This is a genomic window from Flavobacterium sp. GQ95 (genome assembly GCF_059758655.1).
Window position 1 is genome coordinate 43,978 of record NZ_JCAXEB010000006.1, and the last position, 16,154, is coordinate 60,131.

The following is a 16,154-nucleotide window of genomic DNA, read 5'->3' on the forward strand; positions in this document are numbered from 1 at the left end:
GGGTATAAAAAAGGCATGGAACTCAGCTTAAATCGACTTAAAGGTACTGGTATACCCGCACACGAAATAAGTGAGCCCACGCCAATGACGTGAGCATCTTACTTATCATCCCGTGTGCAAAAATTACCAGTTTTTTAAGTCGGGATTCAAAGCGAATGCTTCAAATATCTTAATGAAGTATCGCAAATATATGGATTCAGTTACAAATATAACAAAAATAAATAAAACTGGCACTATCGTGCCAATAAAAATGATGAATATTTTTTTTATTTGTTAATATGTCGGACAAATCAGGAAGCAATATTAATTCTACAGGGAAAGAGGAATTAGCAAGAGTTTTTTTGTTAGATAAATTGGTATGCAATTTTATTAATGAAGAATGGATTTTAAACGACAAATCGAATTTATCCCAAAGCCAAGATTTAGGAATTCATCCGCACGTTTTGAGGAAAATTAGAGAAAATGATGGATATCGAATACCTATGTCTACACTAGCAATAATTTGTTTTTATAAAAAGATAAAACTATCTGAATTTTTTACCTTGATTGAGAAAAAATACGGCTCAAAAATTAACGATGATTTTATTAGTAAAATAAAAAAATAAAAGCCTAGTTTTAGAAATAATTATTTTAAAAGATGCCGATAGGCATCTTTTTTTGTGAGATAAAAACTGAAAATAAGATTAATGTAATCTCTAATATATTTCTGTTAAAAGTTTTATCGATGTTGAAAATGATAAAATTTAAAAATAGAATCCATATTTTGAAAGATCTTCCAATAAATAAAAGAATGATAAGTGCCAATACATTTTATAGCAATAACATAATAAGTTTCTTATATTAGTTTTTTATAATTTATTACTTTGTTTTGCTTCGCAAATGAGAAAAGGGTAAATTGCATCCTGTTACTTTTAATAATATCTTTAGTAAATAGCTTCATTTTTACATCAACAATTAATTAAGAAGACGGTTAAAAGATGTTAATTTACGTTCAACAAATAATATTAAAGAGGCTTATTAATTTTTTTCAGATGAATATTACCAATATTGTAAAGTCGATACGCGATATAATGCGTAAAGATAGTGGTGTAGATGGCGATGCACAAAGGATTTCTCAATTAGTATGGATGCTTTTTTTGAAGATATTTTCTGACAAAGAAGACGAATGGAAAGACAACGTTAAAAATTATACAAGTCCTATTCCAGATAAATATAAATGGGCAAGTTGGGCTCAAGATAAAAATTTGGATGGACAGGAGTTGATTATATTTATTAATGATGATCTTTTTCCTACGTTCAAAAAGCTTGATTCTTCTAAAAGTGCTCAAGCGAAAGTAGTAAAATCTGTTTTTGAAGACACATATAATTTTATGAAAAATGGTGGACTTGTAAGACAGATTATAAATGAAATTGATAAGATTGATTTTAAAAAATCAGAAGACCATCATATATTTAATGAAATCTATGAGAGTATTTTGAAAGAATTACAAAGTGCAGGCTCATCAGGTGAATATTACACACCAAGAGCAATTACTCAGTTTATGGTAGATTGTGTTAACCCAATGTCAGCAGATAAAATTTTGGATCCTGCTTGTGGCACCGGTGGTTTTTTAACTTCAGCAATAAATAATATACTATCATCAAAATCAGAAAATATTGTTGATCAGGCTAAAATATTGGGCGTTGAAAAAAAGCCTTTACCACATTTATTATGTATGACAAATTTAATGCTTCATGGTTTTAATGAGCCTGCTATTATTAGAGATAATTTTTTAGCAAGAAACTATGAAGATTGGTTAATAAAGGATGAGGTAGATGTAGTTTTGTCAAACCCACCTTTTGGTGGAATTGAAGAGGATGGGACTGAAAAGAATTTTCCATTAGAATATCGGACAAAAGAAACTGCTGATTTATTCATTGTTTTAATAATACGATTACTAAAGAAGAACGGTCGTGCTGCTGTGGTTTTACCTGATAATTTTCTTTTTGGTGAAGGAGTTAGGCTTAGAATCAAGGAAAAACTTTTAACAGAGTGTAATTTGCATACGATTGTTAGATTACCTAAAGGAGTTTTTAGTCCATATACTTCAGTGAAAACAAATTTATTATTTTTTCAGAAAGGACAACCTACAGAAAATATTTGGTATTTTGAACACCCATTTCCAAGTGGTCAAAAATCATATAGTAAGTCCAGACCTATAAAAATTGAAGAATTTGATCTAGAAAATAAATGGTGGAACAATCGACAAGAGACAGATTACGCTTGGAAAGTTCCAATAGCTGATATTAGGAAACGTAATTTTAATCTTGATATTTCAAGCCCATATTACAGTGACGAACAAGTACTTTCAAGCTCAGAATTGAGAGATCGGTTAGAAAAATCATTACTAAAAAGTCAAGATTTATTAACTTCTCTAAAACTTGATTTTTAATGGAACAATGGCAGGTGGTAAGCTTAGGTGATTTATTAACTGAATCAAAGATTGAATCAACTAAGCCAGATTCATCAAATAGAATTAGGGTAAAACTAAATCTTGGAGGTATAGAAAAAAGACCAAGTTTAAACGAGAAGAAAGGTGCCACAAAATATTTTATTAGAAAATCTGGACAATTTATTTATGGAAAACAAAATTTACATAAAGGAGCTTTTGGAATTATTCCTTTAGAATTGGATGGATATGAGTCTAGTTCAGATTTACCAGCATTTGATATTGATGACAGATGTTTTCCTGAATGGATTTTGTATTTTTTTAAGCAGGGTGATTTTTTTATTAGGCTTTCTTCACTTGCTAAAGGCGTAGGCTCTAAAAGAATAAATCCTTCGCAATTGTTTAATCTTAAAATTTCACTTCCGCCAAAAGAAGATCAAAGGAAAATTTTAGATGCAGTAAAAACTTTTGAAATTGATTCGATTCATTTAAAAATAGAACTAAATAAACAAATAGGATTATTAAAAAATATTAAGTCTTCTTTTTTAAATGAATCTTTAGACGGAATTCATACTACAGAATATAGACTTAAGAAATCTCAGGGTATAAAAGGCAAAAATGATTTCTCTAATTTAGATGAAATTCCTATTGAGTGGAAGAAAGTTAAATTGGGAGACTACGTTCATTGTGAACGCGGACGTTTTTCCGCAAGGCCAAGAAATGATCCAAAATTTTTTAATGGAAGTATTCCCTATATTCAGATAGGTGATCTACCGACAGATGGAGGTTATATTATGAGGCATAATCAAACCCTTAATGAGCTAGGACTAACTGTAAGTAAATTGTTTCCTAAAAACACAATCGCAATTGCAATTGTAGGTGCAACAATTGGAAATACTGGAATTTTAAACTATGAAATGTGTTTTCCAGATAGTTTGGTTGGGATTAAACCTAGTGCTCATTTTAATACAAATTTTATCGAATATTTTTTAAGATCTAAAAAGGAATACTTTAGAGCTTTAGCATATAGCGGTGGAGGTCAGCCAAATATTAAGCTTCCCAATATAACAAGCTGTGATCTTTTATTACCTCCGATTCAGGAGCAAAAATTAATCGTCGATAAAATTAATTCTGTTTTTAGTAACTGTGATGAGTTGATTGGAAATATAATGAGTCAATTGAAAAATATTGATCTTTTATTTAAGACCGAATTAAGCACAATATGGAAAACTGAAAACGTAATACCAAATAATTCAATTATGAATAAGGAAGTTGAAGAAAGAATTTATCAGCAATTGTTAGATACATTGAAAGAAGAAGTCAATGATGAAAGTAAAGATTTAGAAGATTTGTTGAAAAGTAATGGGAAAATGTCAGCTGTTAGTTTGTGGCAGTTATCAAAGTTTTCTAACAACATTGATTCATTTTACGAACATATAAAAATTTTGATAGAGGTAAAGAAGACGGTGAAGGAAAGTGCAGAAAAAGGATATTTAGAAATTTTGTTATGAGAATAAATTCAGTATTGATTGACGGATTTAAAAATTTAAATAAATTTTCGATAGAATTTGATCGATCAAAGATGCATACCGTTTTGATAGGACAAAATGCAGCAGGAAAATCAAATTTTTTAGAAGCTTTAGTAATTATTTTTAGAGATTTAGATCTTAACGATAAGACGTTTGCTGATTTTGATTTTGACATTAGTTATAAATGTACAGATTTTGAAATCAGAATAATTGGCAATAGAGAATTTATCACTGAAGACATCGATAGAAAAGAGCGATTTATTGCAAAGCAAAAAAGTGGATTTACATTTTATGTAAATAATGCCAAGGTAACAAAATCTACATTTTATAATGACAGGCAGAAATATTTGCCAAGGCATGTATTTAGTTATTATTCTGGTATAAGTAATCGACTAGAAGAACATTTTGACATCCATCAGCGAAGATTTCTAAAAGATTTATTAGATGGGCAAGATGATCCTATGCGTCCCTTATTTTACGCGCGTCATATTCACAGCCACTTTGTGTTAATGGCATTTTATGGATTTCCTGAAAAAAAGATCCAAACTTTTTTAAAAGAATATTTAAATATTTTAGGTTTAGAATCAATTCTTTTTGTGCTTAAAAATCCTTATTGGTACAAAGGAAAACCGATTGATGGTGGTGATCAGAAATTTTGGTACGCTCGTGGAGTAGTTAAGGATTTTCTCAACGATTTATGGGATGCATCATTGGCGCCGATTCCATTTAGCGAAAAAGTTAGAGAGGATTTTCATAAAAATCCAGAACAAGAGCATTTTTATTTTTATATATCTAATCAAGAAAAACTTGAAGGTTTAGCGCAAAAGTATGGCAGCAATGCTAATTTTTTTAAAATGCTCGAAAGTACATATATATCCGATTTAATTCATGAAGTACGTGTAAAAGTTAGAAAGGAAAAAGTTAAGGGGCATATAACATTCAAAGAATTGAGCGAAGGAGAGCAACAATTATTAACAGTTTTAGGTCTAATGAGGTTTACAAAGGAATCCGATACCCTTTTTCTTTTAGACGAACCCGACACACATTTGAATCCTTTATGGAAATGGTCATATATTGATTTAATGGAAAATGTTGTTGACAGAGACTCTAGTAGTCAGGTAATAATGACTACTCATGATCCATTAGTTATTGGAAGTTTAACGAAAGAAGAAGTAAGGATTTTTCATCAAACATCTGATCAAAAAAGTTTTGTCGCTATTTCTCCAGAATTTGATCCAAAGGGAATGGGAGTTGAAGGGGTACTGACGAGCGAATTTTTTAATTTACCTACTTCATTAGCGCCTGACATTGCAAGAGATATGGAGAAACAAATAGATTTGATAGCCAAGAAAAACCATAAGGGCCTGACTAAAAAAGAAGAGAGTGATCTATTAAAAATAAATGAATATTTAGATGGTATCGGATTATATCAAAAGTCAATTGATCCTTTATATGATGAATTTTTAAAAGCGATAGTCAAATTAGATAACTTTAAACTAAGAACTAAAACTGTAGAAGAAAAGAAAAAACAAGAGGAACTAGTTTTAAATGTATTGAAAGACATAAAATCTAGAAATAAATGAGATATATAGATCTTTCCAAAATAGAAATTCCGGAAGAATGGTTAACTAAAGCTGAAAAACTTCAAAAAGAAATAGCTACTTTACTAACATTAGAAGAAAAATTGGATCATATTGAAAAAAATCCAATTTGGCAAGATAAGAAATTATTTAGTGCTCTAAGTGGAGCTTTGGATGGTAAATGTTGGTATTCTGAAGCAAAAGAGTTAATGTCTGATCGTGATATTGATCATTTTAGGCCTAAAAAAAGAGCAATGAATAAAGATAATGTTCAACGTGATGGTTACTGGTTTTTAGCCTATGATTGGGAAAATTATAGATTTAGTAGTATTTACAGTAATAGATTAAGGAAAGACAAGCACACTGATGACAAAATTGCTTTAGGTAAAGGAATGTTTTTTCCCTTAAAGGAAGGTACAGTTGCTGCATTGACTAAAAAAACAATTATAGATGAAAGAGCATACCTACTGGATCCAACTAAAAAATCTGATGCGGCGCTCATTTCTTTTAATGGTTTTGGAAAAGTTGTCCCGAGTGTACCAAAATCTTTTCGTTGGGAAAGAGAAAGAGTGTTATTGTCCACAGATTATTTTCACTTGAATCATACACCTCTAAAGAACGCAAGGCGCCAAAAATGGGCAGCTTGTCAGCGAAATATCGATAAGATAATAGAACTTTGCTCAATTCCTGAAAGATCAATTCATGACGATAGTCTTATTGATTTTTTACAAAATCAATTGGTAGAATGGGCAAGTGATAAAGAACTTCTTTCAGGTGTAGTAATTGCATGCCTAAATAAAAATAATTTAAGTAATATCTTAACTATATAATTCTAATTAAAGTAAACAGGTTCATTAAATACTTAGTCCTTCATGTTAGTAAAAGACTAAGTAACTAAAATTAAGGTAGAATTTATTTTTTCGATTCTTCAATCGAAACCTTTCTAAATTCTTTTAAAAGTTTCTCGATCTCTAATGTTGATTTACGAGCTCTTGCTCCAGCTGCTTTAACACCTTTTTCTATTAGTGAGTCTGATTCTGTTTTAAATGTTTCGATTTCTGCGTTGATTTTTGCAACTAGATCTTTCATGATACAATTTGTTTAAATTTAAATTGCAAAAATATACTTTTACGTCAGACGTAAAAATTGAGTTATACAAAATATTATATTTTTTCTTTTTTGATTTGCTCAATAAAGTATGTGGCTGTAATTTCTGTTTTTGATAAAAAAGCATGTGCAAATCTCTGAGTACTAGTGAAGCCTGCTTCTTCTGCCAAAGCTGAATTTGAATAATTCCTGAACCTTTTATCTGTTTTTAAAAGATTGACTAAATAATCAATTTTTAAGTCATTAATATATTTCGAAAATGATTTATCCCTGTAATGTGATATAATGAGTGATAGGTATTTAGGATTAGAATTAAATCTTACAGCTAGTTTTGAAAGTGTCAAATCCTTTTCCAAAAATTTTTGAGTGTGCTCGAATTTTTCCAATTGTTTTAACATGCTTGCCGCTGTTTCAGGGTTTATATCCATTATTTGATTCTTATCGGATTTTATCTTAGGTTTGGATTTATTATCAGAATTTATTCGTAGCATTAATTCGTCAAACTTCTGCTTATACAACCTTCTATTTTTAAGATGTCTGTATGATAGAAAAAATGAAATTATAAAAAGTATTATAGCGAGGCATATAAAAAAATAGACATGCTGTTTTTCTTTTAAGAATTTGGCATGGATCTTCTCCTTTTCAAATAGTAACTCGTTAGTGTTGTATTCCTTGTGGATTTTACTAACCAAATATTTATAGCTTTCATTTAGGAGATCATCTGCTTTCAGTAATTGATCGATAGAGTATAACTGGCCCTGTAAATTATCTTTTGTTTTATAATATTGAATAAGAAGTTCATATGTCTCGCGTAGATCAGGTCTAATATACTCCTTGTCTCTAAATATTTGATCTACTTTTTGAAAGTAAGGTAGTGCTTTTCCGTGCTTTTTCTGATTCCAATAGCTTTTTCCTATATAAAAGTTTGCAATTGATTCACTTGCGAAATCTTTATTCTTTATAATAGATTCCAGTGATGCCTGCAAGTTTGTAATTGCCGTTGAATAATTATTACTGAAGTACTGATTAATTCCTTCAGAATGAATAAAATAAGGAACCATATCTTTATTTTGTAATCTTACACTTTCCGAAAGGCCCAATGTGTTAGTTTGTGAGCATTGCCCGTAATCTCCAATTTTATTGTAGCAAAGCCCTAGTGAATGCAATGAGTTTAAATATGGCCTCGTTCCATTATCCTTGAAGTATACAATACATTCTTTCAGTAGTGATATAGCCTCGTCGTAAAATCCTAAATAAGACTTAATTACAGCAATATTATATTTTACCTTATAAATTAAGTATTTGTCATTGGTCTTTGAAATGAAATTGTTCCCAATAATATAATTGTCTAGTGCATCCTGCAGCTGTTTTTTCCCATAGTAAACAATTCCTTTAGAGAGATAGGAAGAGCCGATCAGCGCATCCGCTTTGGATTTTTTGGCGACGTAAATCATGCTATCGGCATATATTAATTTTAAAGATTCTGGGGATTCGTGCAAAATATTTTGATAGCCATTTATTATCTCTTTCCAATTTTTCTCCCTTTTAGCTTTATTTAGATAAGCATATAAATAAACTGATGCGCTCGAACTGTCGCCCCTTAAGGCGTAGATCTTATCATCAAGATAATTGAAGTTTTTATTCTTTAAAGAATCGGGAATTTTGAAATTGTTTTTCTGAGCGGAAACGAATTGTGATATTACAACAAGTATTAAATAAAAATGTTTTTGATTCATATTAGTAGGAGTTTGAGACTAAATACTCTGTGGTAGCCCCATTTTTGCCCATAATTTCGAGGCTACCGAGCTGTTAATCAAAGCTTAATATAAAAATAACAAAAAAGATACATAAGCTATTGAAAAACAAGGAAATAATTTACAAAAAGGGGGGTGGATTTTCAGAAAATCCATAGTTGAATTTCCATAAATCCATATGCATTGTGTTGCACAGGGATTTTTACGCGAATAGATTTGCTTTGAATTCAAAAGCAAAAATGTCTTGGCAAGGTGCCAGATAAAAGTTCTGCTTACCCGGGTGAAATGAACTGAGAATAATTTCTCATTCACATTTCAAACAAACAAATCATGAAAAATTTAATATTATGCAGCGTATTAGTATGTCTATTATCCGCATGCTCATCGGAATCCGATTTTGAGCCAACAGAAAGTTTTAATAAAAATTCCGCAGAGATTACAAAGGATAGTGTATTTCCACTGAGTCCTGCTAATCCTTTTGATGCTAAAGGAAGAAAATACTATGACATACTTCAATCGTACTCTAAACTCTATAATAATCCCAATTCAATAGAGGAGATCAGACGTCAGATATCTTTCTTAGCCCAGCAGTATAAAAGAAATGACAATCATAAAAGTGCAAATTTAGGATACACAACCGAAGAAATAGCTGCGATTTTGGATAATCCGTCTGTGATGCTACTTGAAATAGTTGAAAATTGTTCCATAAGTGCAGCGAGTAAATCAGAACTCTTACTTTTTGTCCAGACATTAATTGCCGAGCAGGATGAGGAATATGTGACAATTCGAGATTACATAATTTCTTTTGACGCTGGAATTATAGCAAATACAACTTTACTGGTCGATGAAAAAGAAACTATTTTAACTGTTTCAACTATTTCGAGTTATGCTTTATATGCGGAGGCTGAACGTAAGGACAGAGATTGGGAAACCTCTGTAGGAACCAGACATGCAAAAATATTTTTCAATAATAATCAAGCCCCTATACTTACAATTATTGCGCTTCTCAACACTGTTGTTAAACAATGACTTTCATTATAACTAATATTTAAAAAATGAAACGACGAAATTTTTTATACGTTGCTCTGATCATTTTTAATCTTATCAGTCTTTATTTCATCATAGATCTTTTTTTCTATGATGAAATAATCGGCTGTGTTACCACTACCGGTAAGAGAATAATTGATCCACGAGATTTTGCTTTTCTGTTTTTCGTAACATCGCTTTCCAATCTTTATTTTTTAGCGTTTGTTATTATGGAACGGGCTTTTGAAAGTAAAAACTAACTAATAAAATAGTAAAGGTCTAGGTACTGTTTTGAAATATCAAAAAGATGATTAAAAATTTAATAAACATAGAATTAAAGGATCTGCCAATTCCAGGTCTGGACATTCATATTATAAAAAAGTATGTTGTCAAGAGTGAACCAGTCGAATCCTTTGTTGTTTCCAACTTTTCCCTGCTTCTAATCAAGTCCGGTAAATTTAGGATTCAGCTTAAAGAAATTATTCAGGATTTGTCTCAGAGAGATCTGCTTGTTATTCCCAAAGATTCATTTTGCACATTGCTTGAGGTGGAGGGAAAATTGCAATTGTATTTAATATCATTCAGTTCAGAATATGCTGCTGAACATGGCCTGCAAAAAAAGCTTGTTGATTCTTTTTATTTTTTTATAGGCAAAGCATCATTAAAAATTGCACTTGAAGAGAAAGAATTTTTAGTTCTTTCTCTAATTTATAAACTTATTTATTTTGTAAATAAAGATGCCAAGCAAAATGGTGTTGATGCCGAATTACAGCGGATTAGTTTCAATCTATTTCTGTATGAGCTGCGACTAATCTACACAAAGTATACTTCTGATACCTCACAACATTTTACAAGAAAAGAAAGCCTAATAATTCGATTTCTTACGATTTTAGCGATTCACTATAAAAAACAACATAACTCGCCGTTTTATGCTGGCGCTCTTTACGTGACAACAGGTCATCTGAACAAAATTGTCAAACAAGTGACCGGTAAAACCGTAAAAAAATTGATAATTGAAACTATTATAAGCGAAGCTGAAAACTTACTTGAAGATCTGCAGTTAACAATTGTTGATATTGCAGATGAACTAGAGTTTCCAACGGCTAACAGTTTTAGTGTTTTCTTTAAAAAGCACACTTCAATATCCCCATCTCAGTACCGTTCGAATGCAATGGAAAAGTTTAAAACACGCTAGTTTTTATTGCATTAAATGTCAATTTAAACAATAGTACGATGATTAAAATATATCCTTTAGAGTGGTTAGATAATTTAATACTACAAACCTTAAAACCTGAAAATATAAATAGTACTTCAATCACGAAGCACGACTTAGCTCTGATAAGCGCAGATCTTTCAAAAGAATCTAGAAAAATCCAAATTCAAATTAAAAATGAAGTTTTTGCCATCCGCAAAAAAAGGCAGATTAGACTTTTAGTGAGGAAATATCATTCCAGTTTTATTTTTCTCTTGGACAATATCGTTGAGAATAAAAACAACCAGCTATTTAAAAATGATGAACTAGCAGCTATTGCTGATCTTGTAATCACAAGCTTAGATGGACTTCTTTCATTTATTGAAGCCAGATTTTCAAGCTTCTTAAGTCTGGACCATCGCGTACCCTTGACTTATACAATGGTATCACGAAATGAACTTCAGCTCAAAATCAATAAACTAAAATCAAAAAAAATAGTTTTTGATACGGATAAAAATATGCTGAATGTTGTTATAAACAGCTTAAATGAAGTACTGCAATCAAGTATCGGATATAAAAGCACTTATCGACATCTGCTTTATCAAAAAGAACTACTGCGAAAAATTGAGCAATTTGATTTTTCGAAAGAAAGTGATATTTTCTTTACGGACTTTGATGAATTGCTTATTGAAGCTAATTTTAATGGTTCGGATTATGTGCATTCTCTCAGTGACCGGATAAGTGCAAGGTTAGAGATTCATCAAAGTTTAAAGGACAGGATGAATGATTTATTATATTTATTTAAAGAGTTTAATCAATTCCATTCCAGTGAAAAATTCAGTTTCGATCCCTGCCAAAAGAATATTAAAGAATCTCTTCGTGTATGGTTCAGAAATGAGATTGATTATCTGAAGCAAAGGATGAAACTGTGGGGAGAAGTTAATACTGTAGATCCTATATCGCAGACAAAGGAGAAAGATGAATTAATACAAAGCAAAATCGAATGTATTTTGTCCTCCGATCAGATTGCTCTCATACTTCGTGCAAGTGATGAATCTAGGATTCTAAGAGCCAAATCGATGAGCCACGTTTTTAAAACAATTGTACCTCACTTATCTACACCTTTTAAAAAAGATCTTTCTTATCAATCAGTTAGAAGTAAGTCATACAATGCGGAGGAAAGGGATAAGGAGATAGCTATTGAAATCCTTGAGAAAATTATAACTAAAATCCAATCGTACTGAGATTGTTAATGATACATAATATAAAAGAAAAAACAACTAGCACTTGAGTAACAAATTTTATTATCCACGACATATTACTAAATAAGATAAATTATGACACTAATTGCAATATTTTTTCCGTGTGTTTCTTTTCTATTAAGAGGAAAGATTTTTACAGCAATTATTTGCTTGATTCTTCAAATTACATTAATTGGATGGATTCCCGCAGCAATTTGGGCGGTAATCTCACTGCAGAATTCACGTGCAGATAAACGCAACAATAAACTGATAAAAAGTTTAAGAACTAAATAAGATATTTAGAAAATACAATTTTAGGCTTACAAAACAATTATTGATTGTTTTGTAAGCCTTTTTTTACTGTAAAATTTCAAGGGTACAAAAAGGGTACAACAAAAGTTGTACTTGTAGCAGTTTGATCTTAATCGTTCCTTTGACTTGTAGAATAAATCATATCCAATTTTAAGATAACGATTTACATAGATGAGATGAATGTTGAATGATAAATGATGATGACTATGTTTACAAATGTTTCATGGGGCAGCTACTTCGCTGCCGTGGGTATATTACTATTGATTTGGTATTTGGTATTAATACTAAAATTTTACAGTAAGGATTTAAGGGAACTTTTCTCGGGAGATAAGAAATTCAAATTTCCTGCATTAAAAAAAACTTCTAAAAACGAGTTAGAAGACAGAAGAGGGCAAAACTCGTTGTCTTCCGCTTTTTCAGAATCGTTTGATACTTTAGAAGATGCTGAGGAACTCTCCACCCGTATACTACAGGTAGTAGAAGAAAGCTCTCAAATGAACTTATCAAAAGAACAATTTCAAAATTACCTTAAAATGGTATTGGAAGAGTACCCATACGTGAAGATCTCCTCTTTACGTGAAAACATAAATAATCTAATAGTCTCTGAAAGCGAAAAACACCCGCAGTTCTATTTAACATTTGCCGAAGCGGATACTCTGTGGGAAGAGACTACTTCCTAAAATTTAGCGGAGGAATAATCCCTGTTCTCTCTGGTGCGGTATGGCTTTATGTGACAGGAAATAGAGTTGCAACGGCGATATTCCTCTGCTTTTTAAAATTTATATAAACTTTAAAAATGATGTATGATGAGAAAATGTTGGTGGAAATTAAAGGAATTAGACGAAGAAAAAGTAATGTCATATTGCATTCTTGCATTGATGTTAGTATACGAGACGAGAATTTATGCCCAGGACGGTGTGGCCGGAATTAACGAGGCGAACCAAAAAGTCAGGAGTTATTTTGATGCAGGAACAGAACTTATGTATGCTGTTGGTGCTATACTGGGGCTTATAGGAGCGGTTAAAGTATATCAGAAATGGAATGCGGGAGATCCTGATACAGGTAAAGTAGCCGCCGCCTGGTTCGGCAGCTGTGTGTTTCTAGTTGTGGTAGCCACAGTAATTAAATCCTTCTTCGGGGTTTAAAGACAAGATCTTATGAGTAACAGTGTTTACAAGATCAACAAAGGAATCAATCAGAGTATAGAATTTAAAGGCTTGAAGGCTCAGTACATATGGTATTTGGGAGGAGGTGTTGTATCGCTGATGATTCTTTTTGCAGTGATGTACATTATTGGTCTGCCTTCATTATTCTGTGTTGGTTTTATCGGGACTGCAGGTACATTTCTTGTTTTTAAAATATACAAAATGAGTAACCAGTACGGAGAATACGGCATGATGAAGGCGTTGGCCAAAAAGCAGGTTCCAAAATGTATAAAAGTTTACAGTAGGGCTATTTTTATAAAGATGTAGCTATAGAACGTTAATATTGAAAATGACGAGGAGATGGAGAAGAGGATGGAAGATTTACTGCCGATTATGGCAGTGGAGCATGACTGTATTTTATCAAAGCAGGGAGACGTAACAGTGGTATTTAAGGCTGAGCTGCCTGAGATTTTTACTTTGTCTGATCAGGAGTATGAAGCTTTTCATCAGTCCTGGATAAAAGCTATAAAAGTACTTCCCAAATTCTGTGTTTTTCACAAGCAGGACTGGTTTTTAGAAAAGAGTCACAAAGCTGATTTTACGAATGATGACAGCAGTTTTTTAACGCGGAGCAGTGAGCGGTTTTTTAATGAAAGACCGTTTTTGGATCATTCCTGTTACATTATGCTGACCAGGAAACCACTTGCAAGAAAGAATTCTAGCTCCCTTTTTTCAAATCTTTTGCGACGTTCAATTGTGCCGGAAGAAACTTTAAAAGCACAATTGTTACAAGATTTTATTGACTGTACAGGACAGTTTAAAAGAATTTTGGAAGACGGCGGTTTTGTCAAGCTTACCCGAATGAAAAATGATTCACTTAAAAGTCAAAACAGAAAATTGGGACTGATTGAAAAGTACTGTTTTTTATCAGAGAAGGAAGATTCATTTGTTTTTAAGGATATCAAATTTGATGAAGGTTTAGCTGTCGGCGATAAACACTGCCAGCTTTTCACACTTGGAGATGCGGCTGATTTGCCGGCCTTGTGCGGTTCAAGAATCAATTTTGACAGGTATTCCACTGATAAAACTAAATTCAGTGTTGGATTCGCATCCACTCTGGGACAGCTATTATCCTGCAACCATATTTATAATCAATATTTGTTTATAGAAGATGCCCAGAAGACTATTCAAAAACTTGAAAGTAAAAGATTAAGGCTTCAGTCTTTATCGGCATACAGTAGAGAGAATATGATTGCCAGAGATGCGACTAATGATTTTCTGAACGAAGCGATATCGCAGCAGAGACTTCCAGTTAAGGCACATTTTAATGTCCTGGCTTGGAGTACAGACAAAGAAGAAATGAAGGATATTAAAAACAAAGTTTCATCAGCATTGGCTCAGATGGATGCGGCAGCCAAGCAGGAAACGGTCGGCGCTCCGCAGATTTTCTGGGCAGGCATGCCGGGCAATGCAGCAGACTTTCCAATGAATGATACGTTTGACACTTTCACCGAGCAGGCAGTATGTTTTTTGAATATGGAAACAGGTTACAGGTCATCTTTAAGTCCGACTGGAATAAGACTCGGTGACCGTCTAACGGGAAAGCCTGTTCATGTGGATATCAGCGATGAGCCTGTAAAAATGGGAATCTGCACCAACCGAAATAAATTTATACTGGGACCTTCGGGAAGCGGTAAATCATTTTTTACAAATCATATGGTCAGAAGCTATTATGAGCAGGGGACACATATTGTACTCGTGGATGTAGGTCATAGTTATAAAGGTCTCTGCGATATGGTTAACGGATACTATTTCACTTACGATGAGAAAAACCCTATCAGGTTTAATCCTTTTTATATATCGGCGGGAGATACTCTGGATACCGAGAAAAAAGAAAGCATAAAAACACTGCTTCTGGCACTTTGGAAAAAAGACGATGAAACCTTTAATCGAAGCGAGTATGTAGCTTTATCCAATGCGCTTCAGCTGTATTATGAAAAACTACAGTTGAACTCCAATCTCTTTCCATGCTTCAACAGCTTTTACGAGTTCCTGAAAGATGATTTTGTAAAGATATTGGAAGGCGATAAGGTGAAAGAAAAGGATTTTGATGTAAACAATTTCCTGTATGTACTACGGCCATATTACAATGGAGGAGAGTTTGATTATCTATTAAATGCCACAGAGAATCTGGAACTTTTAAAGGAAAGGTTTATTGTTTTTGAGCTCGATAATATAAAGGATCATCCGATTCTATTTCCTGTTGTAACAATCATTATCATGGAGGTTTTTATCAGCAAAATGAGAAAGCTCAAAGGCATCCGCAAGATGATCCTGATTGAAGAAGCATGGAAAGCGATTGCCAAAGAAGGGATGTCCGAATATATTAAGTATTTGTTCAAGACTGTGCGAAAATTTTTCGGGGAGGCTATTGTAGTTACTCAGGAGGTTGAAGATATTATTTCCTCGCCAGTTGTCAAGCAGGCAATTATCAATAACAGTGACTGTAAAATCCTGCTGGACCAAAGCAAATATCAGAACAAGTTTGATCAGATACAGGAACTGCTGGGGCTGACCGAAAAAGAAAAGGCATTGGTGTTATCGGTTAATAAAGCGAACGATCCTGATAAGAAATATAAGGAAGTGTTTATTTCACTGGGAAGTATGGTTTCAAAAGTGTACCGAACAGAAGTTTCACTGGAGGAGTATCTGGCCTATACAACGGAGGAAAGCGAGAAAGTAAAAATGAATGCCTATGCCCAAAAGTTCGGAGGCGACATCAAAAAAGGAATCGCGGCTATGGCCCGCGATATGAGGAATGGAAATTAATTAAAAGGAA

The 16,154-nt window shown here is 32.6% G+C and carries 15 protein-coding genes; 13 read left to right on the forward strand and 2 right to left on the reverse strand.

What is annotated here, in order from left to right:
* Positions 1-278: 278 nt before the first annotated feature.
* The 5 genes from AC6CH4_RS12670 (at position 279) to AC6CH4_RS12690 (ending at position 6,368) form a co-directional block, all read left to right on the forward strand.
* Positions 279-605: a helix-turn-helix domain-containing protein gene (locus tag AC6CH4_RS12670; protein ID WP_498103439.1), complete on the forward strand. Its 327-nt coding sequence runs from the start codon at positions 279-281 to the stop codon at positions 603-605.
* Between the two features lie 426 nt (positions 606-1,031).
* On the forward strand, positions 1,032-2,432 hold the full coding sequence (locus AC6CH4_RS12675; RefSeq protein ID WP_498103440.1) for a class I SAM-dependent DNA methyltransferase: 1,401 nt from the start codon (positions 1,032-1,034) through the stop codon (positions 2,430-2,432).
* Positions 2,432-3,940 (forward strand): restriction endonuclease subunit S, encoded by a 1,509-nt coding sequence (locus tag AC6CH4_RS12680; RefSeq protein ID WP_498103441.1) that lies wholly within the window; start codon positions 2,432-2,434, stop codon positions 3,938-3,940. The genes AC6CH4_RS12675 and AC6CH4_RS12680 overlap by 1 nt, the downstream gene beginning before the upstream one ends.
* Positions 3,937-5,541 (forward strand): AAA family ATPase, encoded by a 1,605-nt coding sequence (locus AC6CH4_RS12685; RefSeq protein ID WP_498103442.1) that lies wholly within the window; start codon positions 3,937-3,939, stop codon positions 5,539-5,541. The genes AC6CH4_RS12680 and AC6CH4_RS12685 overlap by 4 nt, the downstream gene beginning before the upstream one ends.
* Positions 5,538-6,368: a hypothetical protein gene (locus AC6CH4_RS12690; RefSeq protein ID WP_498103443.1), complete on the forward strand. Its 831-nt coding sequence runs from the start codon at positions 5,538-5,540 to the stop codon at positions 6,366-6,368. The genes AC6CH4_RS12685 and AC6CH4_RS12690 overlap by 4 nt, the downstream gene beginning before the upstream one ends.
* A gap of 82 nt (positions 6,369-6,450) precedes the next feature.
* On the opposite strand, the gene AC6CH4_RS12695 is transcribed toward AC6CH4_RS12690, so the two are convergent.
* Both AC6CH4_RS12695 and AC6CH4_RS12700 read right to left on the reverse strand, forming a co-directional pair.
* A complete protein-coding gene (locus tag AC6CH4_RS12695) occupies positions 6,451-6,627 on the reverse strand; it encodes a BF3379 family histone-like protein (RefSeq protein WP_072974225.1) in 177 nt (58 codons plus the stop codon).
* Between the two features lie 74 nt (positions 6,628-6,701).
* On the reverse strand, positions 6,702-8,381 hold the full coding sequence (locus AC6CH4_RS12700) for a helix-turn-helix domain-containing protein (protein ID WP_498103444.1): 1,680 nt from the start codon (positions 8,379-8,381) through the stop codon (positions 6,702-6,704).
* Positions 8,382-8,729: 348 nt separating this feature from the next.
* Between AC6CH4_RS12700 and AC6CH4_RS12705 the strand changes: the two genes are divergently transcribed.
* The 8 genes from AC6CH4_RS12705 to AC6CH4_RS12740 all read left to right on the forward strand — a co-directional run bounded on the left by AC6CH4_RS12705 (position 8,730) and on the right by AC6CH4_RS12740 (position 16,144).
* Positions 8,730-9,428, forward strand: coding sequence for a hypothetical protein (locus tag AC6CH4_RS12705; RefSeq protein WP_498103445.1), 699 nt, complete (start codon positions 8,730-8,732; stop codon positions 9,426-9,428).
* 304 nt (positions 9,429-9,732) lie between these two features.
* The gene (locus tag AC6CH4_RS12710; RefSeq protein ID WP_498103446.1) at positions 9,733-10,620 is read left to right on the forward strand and encodes a helix-turn-helix domain-containing protein; all 888 of its coding nucleotides are present in this window, start codon (positions 9,733-9,735) and stop codon (positions 10,618-10,620) included.
* 38 nt (positions 10,621-10,658) lie between these two features.
* Positions 10,659-11,861, forward strand: coding sequence for a hypothetical protein (locus AC6CH4_RS12715; RefSeq protein ID WP_498103447.1), 1,203 nt, complete (start codon positions 10,659-10,661; stop codon positions 11,859-11,861).
* Positions 11,862-11,954: 93 nt separating this feature from the next.
* Positions 11,955-12,152, forward strand: coding sequence for a YqaE/Pmp3 family membrane protein (locus AC6CH4_RS12720; protein WP_498103448.1), 198 nt, complete (start codon positions 11,955-11,957; stop codon positions 12,150-12,152).
* Between the two features lie 224 nt (positions 12,153-12,376).
* Positions 12,377-12,850, forward strand: coding sequence for a YaeH family protein (locus AC6CH4_RS12725; RefSeq protein WP_498103449.1), 474 nt, complete (start codon positions 12,377-12,379; stop codon positions 12,848-12,850).
* Positions 12,851-13,024: 174 nt separating this feature from the next.
* Positions 13,025-13,315, forward strand: coding sequence for a DUF4134 domain-containing protein (locus AC6CH4_RS12730; RefSeq protein ID WP_241676577.1), 291 nt, complete (start codon positions 13,025-13,027; stop codon positions 13,313-13,315).
* Positions 13,316-13,327: 12 nt separating this feature from the next.
* A complete protein-coding gene (locus AC6CH4_RS12735) occupies positions 13,328-13,642 on the forward strand; it encodes a DUF4133 domain-containing protein (protein WP_498103450.1) in 315 nt (104 codons plus the stop codon).
* Between the two features lie 33 nt (positions 13,643-13,675).
* Positions 13,676-16,144, forward strand: coding sequence for a TraG family conjugative transposon ATPase (locus AC6CH4_RS12740; protein WP_498103451.1), 2,469 nt, complete (start codon positions 13,676-13,678; stop codon positions 16,142-16,144).
* Positions 16,145-16,154 lie beyond the last annotated feature (10 nt).

What these genes read in the sequence shown, in the direction of transcription:
- AC6CH4_RS12715 (WP_498103447.1), top strand. Translation starts at nt 10,659, where the DNA reads ATGATTAAAATATATCCTTTAGAGTGGTTAGATAATTTAATACTACAA.
- AC6CH4_RS12675 (WP_498103440.1), top strand. Translation starts at nt 1,032, where the DNA reads ATGAATATTACCAATATTGTAAAGTCGATACGCGATATAATGCGTAAA.
- AC6CH4_RS12720 (WP_498103448.1), top strand. Translation starts at nt 11,955, where the DNA reads ATGACACTAATTGCAATATTTTTTCCGTGTGTTTCTTTTCTATTAAGA.
- AC6CH4_RS12705 (WP_498103445.1), top strand. Translation starts at nt 8,730, where the DNA reads ATGAAAAATTTAATATTATGCAGCGTATTAGTATGTCTATTATCCGCA.
- AC6CH4_RS12670 (WP_498103439.1), top strand. Translation starts at nt 279, where the DNA reads ATGTCGGACAAATCAGGAAGCAATATTAATTCTACAGGGAAAGAGGAA.
- AC6CH4_RS12730 (WP_241676577.1), top strand. Translation starts at nt 13,025, where the DNA reads ATGTCATATTGCATTCTTGCATTGATGTTAGTATACGAGACGAGAATT.
- AC6CH4_RS12680 (WP_498103441.1), top strand. Translation starts at nt 2,432, where the DNA reads ATGGAACAATGGCAGGTGGTAAGCTTAGGTGATTTATTAACTGAATCA.
- AC6CH4_RS12740 (WP_498103451.1), top strand. Translation starts at nt 13,676, where the DNA reads ATGGAGAAGAGGATGGAAGATTTACTGCCGATTATGGCAGTGGAGCAT.
- AC6CH4_RS12710 (WP_498103446.1), top strand. Translation starts at nt 9,733, where the DNA reads ATGATTAAAAATTTAATAAACATAGAATTAAAGGATCTGCCAATTCCA.
- AC6CH4_RS12700 (WP_498103444.1), bottom strand. Translation starts at nt 8,381, where the DNA reads ATGAATCAAAAACATTTTTATTTAATACTTGTTGTAATATCACAATTC.
- AC6CH4_RS12685 (WP_498103442.1), top strand. Translation starts at nt 3,937, where the DNA reads ATGAGAATAAATTCAGTATTGATTGACGGATTTAAAAATTTAAATAAA.
- AC6CH4_RS12725 (WP_498103449.1), top strand. Translation starts at nt 12,377, where the DNA reads ATGTTTACAAATGTTTCATGGGGCAGCTACTTCGCTGCCGTGGGTATA.
- AC6CH4_RS12695 (WP_072974225.1), bottom strand. Translation starts at nt 6,627, where the DNA reads ATGAAAGATCTAGTTGCAAAAATCAACGCAGAAATCGAAACATTTAAA.
- AC6CH4_RS12690 (WP_498103443.1), top strand. Translation starts at nt 5,538, where the DNA reads ATGAGATATATAGATCTTTCCAAAATAGAAATTCCGGAAGAATGGTTA.
- AC6CH4_RS12735 (WP_498103450.1), top strand. Translation starts at nt 13,328, where the DNA reads ATGAGTAACAGTGTTTACAAGATCAACAAAGGAATCAATCAGAGTATA.